This window comes from Aurantimonas sp. C2-5-R2 (assembly GCF_036549495.1).
GTDB classification, from domain to species: domain Bacteria; phylum Pseudomonadota; class Alphaproteobacteria; order Rhizobiales; family Rhizobiaceae; genus Aurantimonas; species Aurantimonas coralicida_A.
Genome location: NZ_JAZHLJ010000124.1, coordinates 1 through 7,155 on the forward strand (window position 1 = coordinate 1; position 7,155 = coordinate 7,155).

General features: G+C 62.7%; 8 protein-coding genes and 1 pseudogene. 1 reads left to right on the forward strand and 8 read right to left on the reverse strand.

Annotated elements, in window-relative coordinates:
• Positions 1 to 171 precede the first annotated feature (171 nt).
• From VQ044_RS23175 to VQ044_RS23210, 8 genes are all read right to left on the reverse strand, one after another.
• Positions 172 to 399, reverse strand: a complete 228-nt coding sequence (locus tag VQ044_RS23175) for a cysteine hydrolase family protein (RefSeq protein ID WP_327651364.1) — start codon at positions 397 to 399, stop codon at positions 172 to 174.
• A 67-nt stretch (positions 400 to 466) separates the two neighbouring features.
• Positions 467 to 1,123, reverse strand: a complete 657-nt coding sequence (locus tag VQ044_RS23180) for a DUF2848 domain-containing protein (RefSeq protein WP_327649931.1) — start codon at positions 1,121 to 1,123, stop codon at positions 467 to 469.
• Positions 1,124 to 1,196: 73 nt separating this feature from the next.
• Positions 1,197 to 2,477, reverse strand: a complete 1,281-nt coding sequence (locus VQ044_RS23185; protein ID WP_327622065.1) for a TRAP transporter large permease — start codon at positions 2,475 to 2,477, stop codon at positions 1,197 to 1,199.
• Complete coding sequence (locus VQ044_RS23190; protein ID WP_327622066.1) at positions 2,474 to 3,052, reverse strand: TRAP transporter small permease subunit; 579 nt, start codon at positions 3,050 to 3,052, stop codon at positions 2,474 to 2,476. Before VQ044_RS23190 ends, VQ044_RS23185 begins: the two co-directional genes overlap by 4 nt.
• Before the next feature lie 20 nt (positions 3,053 to 3,072).
• Complete coding sequence (locus VQ044_RS23195; RefSeq protein ID WP_327649929.1) at positions 3,073 to 4,134, reverse strand: TRAP transporter substrate-binding protein; 1,062 nt, start codon at positions 4,132 to 4,134, stop codon at positions 3,073 to 3,075.
• Positions 4,135 to 4,179: 45 nt separating this feature from the next.
• Positions 4,180 to 4,965: a putative hydro-lyase gene (locus VQ044_RS23200; RefSeq protein WP_327649928.1), complete on the reverse strand. Its 786-nt coding sequence runs from the start codon at positions 4,963 to 4,965 to the stop codon at positions 4,180 to 4,182.
• An 87-nt stretch (positions 4,966 to 5,052) separates the two neighbouring features.
• Entirely contained in the window at positions 5,053 to 5,979 is a 927-nt protein-coding gene (locus VQ044_RS23205; protein WP_327649927.1) for a LysR family transcriptional regulator, read from the reverse strand.
• Positions 5,980 to 6,087: 108 nt separating this feature from the next.
• On the reverse strand, positions 6,088 to 6,375 hold the full coding sequence (locus tag VQ044_RS23210) for a transposase (RefSeq protein ID WP_442873861.1): 288 nt from the start codon (positions 6,373 to 6,375) through the stop codon (positions 6,088 to 6,090).
• Between the two features lie 6 nt (positions 6,376 to 6,381).
• On the opposite strand from VQ044_RS23210, the pseudogene VQ044_RS23215 reads away from it, so the two are divergent.
• Positions 6,382 to 7,050: pseudogene (locus VQ044_RS23215) on the forward strand (L-serine ammonia-lyase, iron-sulfur-dependent, subunit alpha); the annotation flags it as partial.
• Between the last annotated feature and the right edge of the window lie 105 nt (positions 7,051 to 7,155).

The following is a 7,155-nucleotide window of genomic DNA, read 5'->3' on the forward strand; positions in this document are numbered from 1 at the left end:
CTTTCCCATGAAGCACCTCCTGCTCACAGAGAATCAAACCGAACATCAAATGGGAACCCGTCGATTCAAATTATTCGCCGGATGCTCTAATCAGCCGCTTCAGTGATGCGATAAGGTTGGCATTCAACTCTGCCGCGCGGCTCTGGGAATGCTGAACTCAACGCGCCTGTCTCACTCCCGGGCGGATGAAGAGCGGGTGGCGAGACCGATCATCTCTTGGGTGGTGAACGTCTGACAATAGCCTGTGAAGGCGGCGAGCGCGTTGTCGTGCCGCTCCTTGGAATGGGTGGCGCAGGCATCCGAGATGCAGATTTGATAGAAGCCGCGGTCGGCGGCATCCCGCACCGTGTGGTCGACGCATTGATCGGTGAACTCTGTTGACGACCTGCACAGCCCGATTCACGGCGCGAAAGGTCAAACGGCCGGAGGCGCACTTCAAGGCGAAAGCTGGTTCTTTCGGCTTGGCTCACTCCACCGCTGGCAGAACCAGGCTTTCGTACTCATGTTCGATCGTACGGCCAAGCACCGGGTCGTGCAGCTGCATCCGGAAGTAGCGGGCAGGTCGGACGCCCCCCGACAGAACCCCCAGCGTGCCGCACATCATTGCCGTTCCCGGCTGCAGGCGATCGGGGCCCGCCGCGAAGGGAGATGTCTCGATCAGTCCCGCCAGCGGCCGGATCTTCGCCACGCCGCCATCCTGATACGGTGTCCACTCCGTGCCCGGTTCGTCGCGGATCCACGAGCGCAGCGCGATCTCGTCCAGATGTCCGCACACTTCTTCGTAGCGCCAAAGCCGCTTCGCCACTGGCTTGGCGCAGACCTGCTTGGACAGCGCGACGGAGTGGGCTTCCAATTCGCGGTCCGTGTGATCCGAACCGAGCCCAAGGAACAGCGCCTTGCCATCGTCCAGCAACAGCGGCTCGACCTCGCCCGACGATGTCGCGCCGACGACCTGGATCGCGGCGTCGTTCGTAAGGAGAGCCGAGCCGATCCGGTAGAACAGTGGGACGGCAGACGGCGGCGCGACTCCGATCGCTTTCAGTTCGGCGATGTGGTGGTCGACGGCGGCCTGGTCACGCCCGGTCCAGCCGGCAATCACGGCGTTGTCAATGTTGACAGACAATGGGCTGTCACGGAGCACTTCGAACGTCAATGTCGTGGTCAAGATCGTACCTGCCTGTTGTGACGGTTGGAAATCAGAGGCCGTTGGCGAGAAAGAGCGCAAGGCCCGGGAACAGGATGAGCGCGAAGACCATCGCCAGCATGGTCAGCGCGTAGGGTGTGACGCCGAGCATCACTTCGCTCAGCGAGCCCTTGGATCGGGCCGCCTGGACGACATAGAGATTGAGTCCGACCGGCGGCGTTATCAGTGCCATCTCGATCAGCACGATCATCAACACGCCGAACCAGATCTTGTCGAAGCCGAGGTCGGCGACGATCGGCACGACGATCGGGATGGTCGCGATCATCAGCGACAGCGTTTCGATGAAGAAACCGAGCACGATGTAGAGAAGGACGATCACGAACAGGGTGCCGTATGCCCCGAGGCCGAGATTGTTGAGGAGTTCCGTGAGCTGGCGGCCGAGCCCGGCGGAGGCCAGCGTGTAGTTGAGGAAGTAGGCGCCGACGATGACGAACATGATCATCGCGGTGGTGCGCACGGTGCCCAGCAACGCCTCGCGGATCATCGAAAAGGTCAGTGCCCGATGGGAGGCGGCAATGGCGAAGGCCATTGCAACCCCGATGGCGGCTGCTTCCGTCGGGGTCGCCCAACCGCGATAGATCGATCCGACAACGACGCCGAACAGGATTGCGATCGGCAGAAGGTGGCGCAGTCCGGAGAACCGCTCGCGCCACGAGAAGCTGCGCGAGGGACCGCCGAGCGCGGGTTTGATCTTGCAGATCACCGCGGTCACCGCCATGAAGCCGAGCGCCAGCAACAGTCCCGGCAGAAGACCGGCAAGGAACAGTCGCGGCACCGACGTTTCGGTGAGAAACCCGTAGACGATCAGGTTGATCGACGGTGGAATGAGGATTCCAAGAGTGCCGCCGGCGGCAATTGCTCCGGCGAACAGTTTTGGATCGTAGCCGAGCCGGTCGGCCTGGGGCATCGCGACCGTGGCGACCGTGGCTGCGGTGGCGACGGATGATCCGGACGTCGCCGAAAACAGCGTGGCAGTCGCGATATTGGCGTGGACCAAGCCGCCCGGCAGCCAGGAAAACCAGGAATCGAGCGCGGCATAGGTCCGCTCCGCGATGCCGGCGCGCACCAGGATTTCTCCCAGCAGAACGAAGAACGGAATGGCGATGAGGAGGAAGCTGTCGGACGACGAATAGACGATCTGGCCGAGGCCTCGGATCAGGGGAAAAGGCGAATAGAAGACATCGATCCCAATACCGAGCAGAAACAGGACGACGCCGACCGGTAGGGAAAGGGCGAGCAGCCCGAGAAGTCCGACGCTGACTGATCCGATCATGGTATTTCCCCGGCTTCGCCGCCGTCGCCCGCTACGTCCCGCACGGCTTGCCAGTCTCGCCCCAACGCCGACACGACGATGCAGACGAGCAGAACCGCGGAGACGAGTGCGAGCCAGACCCAACCCGCAAACCAGATCGATTGCGGAATCCACAAAGGTGTACCCAGCGGTGTGTTGGCGTGTGAGCCGCGGGCTAGCGTCTTGCCCAGGACGTCCCAGGAATAGAAGGCGACGAGGCAGGCGATGCCGCTCAGGCTGGCCAACGCCAGAAGGTCGAACAGTGCCCGCCCGGCGGTCGACAGACGCAACTGCAGAATATCGATGCGCACATGCGCACGCTCGGTCAGCGCAAAGCTGAAGCCCCAGGTGGCGACACCGGCCATCACGTAGCCCGAGATCTCGTCGGCACCGCCGAGGCTGCCAATCGACGTTTGCCGAAGGACGATCTCGAGGAGGATGAGGGCGACAGTTGCCAGGAGAGCCATGCCGGCGAGAACCGCGATTGCGCGGTTGATCGTGGCCAGCGCGGCGGCGACCCGGACCGGGCCGCCACCTCTTGCTTGGGTTCCTGTCATGACCGCCGCCCTTTTTCGTCTTATTGCGCGGCGATGGTGACGCCGACGGCTTTGCCGACCGACTCGTTCCAGCGCTTGGCCCAGTCCCCGCCGGCCCGTTCGGCCCAGTCTGGAAGTACCTTCTCGGTCAGCACTTTCCGGGCGACTTCGCGATCCGAGTCAGTTGGCTCGACCAAGGTCATGGAAGCGGGCTTGCCCGCTGCGCAGTCGCCGGAGCCGGTCAGGCAGGCGACATCGCGTGACAGCGCGTCAGCGGCTTGGTCCCAGGCCGGGGCCTCGAACTTGGTCTTGATCTCGTCTTGAAGGAACGTCTGCATCTCGGGTGACAGCTCGTTCCATTTGTCGAGATTCATCGCGGTGACGACAGGGTCCCAGCCGCCGAGCGGCAGAGTGAGAAGATGCGTCGAGGATTCCCACCAACCGGCGCTGTAGCCGGAGCCGGCACCGGTCACGGCGCAATCGACGACGCCGCGCTCGAGCGCGCCGGGCACTTCGGAAAACGCCATGGTGATCCCCTCGGCGCCGAGTTCTTCCAGCAAGATCGCGGTCATCCGGCCGGAGGCGCGGATCTTCTTGCCCTTGAGGTCTTCCAAATTGGAGATCGGCGCGTTGCAGAAGACGACCTGAGGCGGGTAGGGGGCGATCGCTAGCAGCTTGGCATTGAAGCGGTCGCGCATGATGTCTTCGACCATCGGCTTGGCGGCTTCGGCGACGTCGCGGGCCGTTGCTGCGTCGGTAGCGATCAGCGGTACGTCAAGGCCTTCGAGTTCCGGCGCGTCTCCCACGGTGTAGTCGGCGACCGTCATGCCGATGTCGAAGACGCCGTCGCTGAGCAAACGGAAGACGTCGGCGCCCTGAACGCCCATCTGGTCGAAGGTGGTGAGGTTCACCGTAACGGCGCCCTTCGAGTCCGTCGGCAGGGTTTCGGTCCAGAACGGCTGCTCGAATTCCTTGTAGAGCGGAAGGCTGCTCCAGCTGCCGACCACGGAAAGCGTTGTGTCCGGCAGGTCTTGCGCATTCGCGGCAGCGTTTGCCGCCAGCAATGCCGTTGAGATCGAGAGAGTGCGAAGAAGTGCTTTCATTACGTGACTCCATTTGGTGGCAGGTGACAAGAAGCGGGTGATTGGTCAGGAACTTCGTTCGGCCAGGAGATCGGTCACCAGCATGTGGCCAGGATCGTGGGTGATGGCGATATCCGGTCGCGCGGCGCGGATCGCCATTTGTGGGGTGACACCGCAGGCCCAGAAGACCGGAACTTCGTTTGGCCCGATCACTGGGGCGTCGCCGAAGTCCGGATTCATGATGTCGGCGATGCCGATCGCGGCTGGATCGCCAAAATGCAAAGGCGCTCCATGCGCCAGCGGCTGACGGTCGGAAAGAACGATCGCCCGAATCGCATCCTGGGGGGAGAAGGCACGCATCGAGACGACGATCGGGCCGGCGAAGGGGCCGGCGGGTTTCGTTGCGATGTTGGTCACATACATCGGCACGTTGGTATCCGCGTCGATATGCGGGACCCGGATCCCGGCGCGTTGCAGAGCTGCCTCGAAGGAGAAGGAGCAACCGATCACGAAGGTAACGAGATCGTCTCGCCACTCCTTTGTCAAATCACCTGGGGAGCCGATCAGATCGCCGTCGCGAAAAATCCGGTAGCGCGGCACGTCCGTGCGGATATCGACGTCCGCACCGAGAGTCGGCAGGCGGGGATCTCCGGCCTCCCCGACGGCCAGCAGCGGGCACGGCTTGGGATTGAGGACACAAAAGCGCAGGAAATCCCCGGCCAAGGCTTCCGGAAGGATCGCCAGATTTCCCTGAAAATATCCAGGCGCCTGGCCGCTCGTCGGACCTGTGAAAGAACCGGACCGAATCCGTTCGCGCAAGGTGCGAGGGGATCGCTCGAACTCTCCGGTCATTTCCTGGGCAGCCTCTCGAGCTGTTTATTTCTTCTGCAAGGGGAGTGTTCCATCCGTCGCTGCATGCGTCAATTGATCAACTTTCGATCATTTTGATCCGCTGGGAAGATCAAATGGATGGTCCATCGCCGCGACGGCTTGTTCCGCCGCGACCTTCAATTCGGCACTGACGTCGGCGTCCAGCGACGGGTGGTGCGCCAGAACAAAGCGGAGTGGTTTCGGTTTCGCGGCCGCGACGGTGTCGAGCCGCCTGATCCGACCAGCGACAATGTCCGCGGCGGCCATGCTGGACGGCAGAACGCCAATTCCGAAGCCGGCGCGCACCAGATGCAACGCGGTCGAGAGCGATGCGCAGCCGTGCAGCAGTGGAGCTGCATCGAGGCGGGCGGCGGTGAAGATCGCATCCAGATTTCGATAGGGAATGGTGCCCTTCGGAAAGGTCACGATCGGATGCCTCGCCAAATCCTTCAATGTCAGCGGGTGGTCGGGGACGTCGGTCGTCGCCGCCGCGAACCAGTCAATGATGCTGGCGTGGATGAATGTGCCGGACGCCTGGGCCGGTACCCACTCCTCCATCAGGACGGCGATGTCCAGATCGTCCTGCAGCAGCTTGGCCGCGAGGACTGACGACGTGTCGACAGCCAATTCGATCCTAAGGTTGGGAAAACGATCACGGATTCGGGTCATCATGCCAGGCAGCCATGTATGCACGACCGTTTCCGCCACACCGATACGGATCGTGCCGGCGAAACCGCCCTCATGCCCGAGCGTGGCCATGATGCGGTCGCGCATTTCTGTGAGACGCGCCGTCTGGTCGAGGAAGGTGCGACCCGCCGGCGAAAGCCGTCCACGGCGCTTGCGCCGGTCGAACAGTTCGACACCCAGCCGATCCTCCAGCGCGGCGATCCGCGCTGATACGGCGGACTGGGACAGTCTCATCTGCGCGGCTGCGGCCCGGAAGCCACCATGCCGGACGATGCAACTGACGATCTCGATATCCTTGATGTCGAACATTGGCAGCCAGCCTCCGAAGTGGGTCGTCGGATGATAACAGTCTCGGCGGTCAAGTACCTGCTCGCCGGCGTTGGACAACTTGCCCGACAGCCTGGACAGGCCTTGGGTCTAGGTTGTGTGGACAAACCTGATCCATTGTCTGATCGTAGCAATCTCAACGAATCCGAGAAAGCTTGAGGCCAGATTGTCGAAACGGGTGGCGATGCGGCGGGACTGCTTGAGGCGATTGAAGAAGCGCTCGATGCGGTTGCGCAGCGCGTATTTGGTCTTGTCGACCGGGCGCTGAACTCTGCGGTTCGACTTTGTCGGGATCACCGGGTCTGCGCCGCGCCGCTCGAGATCGTCGCGAATGGCGTCGCTGTCATATCCCAGCGCGAGATGGACGCATCGAGACACGAGGCCGTGTCGGTGCGACGTCGCGCTCGCGGCATTCACGAGCAACTCCTGACGGAGCGCGGCCGAAACTCGGCGCAGCCCCATGCTGTCAACGACTGGCTTTCGGTCTATGCAATGGCGGTCAACGAGGAAAACGCCGCTGGCGGACGCGTCGTCACCTCACCGACGAACGGCGCCGCCGGCGTCGTGCCGGCGGTCCTACGCTACTATCTCGACCATTGCGTGGGGGCGGAATCCAAGAACACTCCGGTGTTCCTGCTGACAGCTGCGGCGATCGGCGGCCTGATCAAGCACAATGCCTCGATCTCGGGCGCCGAAGTCGGATGTCAGGGGGAGGTGGGGTCGGCAGCCGCGATGGCGGCTGCAGGGCTTTGCGCGGTCCTTGGAGGAACCAACGAGCAGATCGAAAATGCTGCGGAGATCGCGCTCGAGCACCATCTCGGGATGACCTGTGATCCGGTTCGGGGACTGGTGCAGGTTCCCTGTATCGAGCGCAACGGCCTCGGCGCGATCAAGGCGGTCTCGGCGGCGTCACTCGCACTGCGCGGGGATGGCAAGCACTTCATGCCCCTCGACAATTGCATCGCGATGATGCGGCAAACCTGAATCGACATGAGCGAAAAGTACAAGGAGACGTCCCTTGGAGGCCTCGCTGTAAACCTGCCGGAATGTTGAGGTGGATAAAGGGAGGGGTGGGTTCAACCGGTCAACGCAACGGCTCGCTCCAGCATATCGGCTGGCGTTTGATAGCCAAGGGTTTTCCTAGGCCTTTTGTTGAGC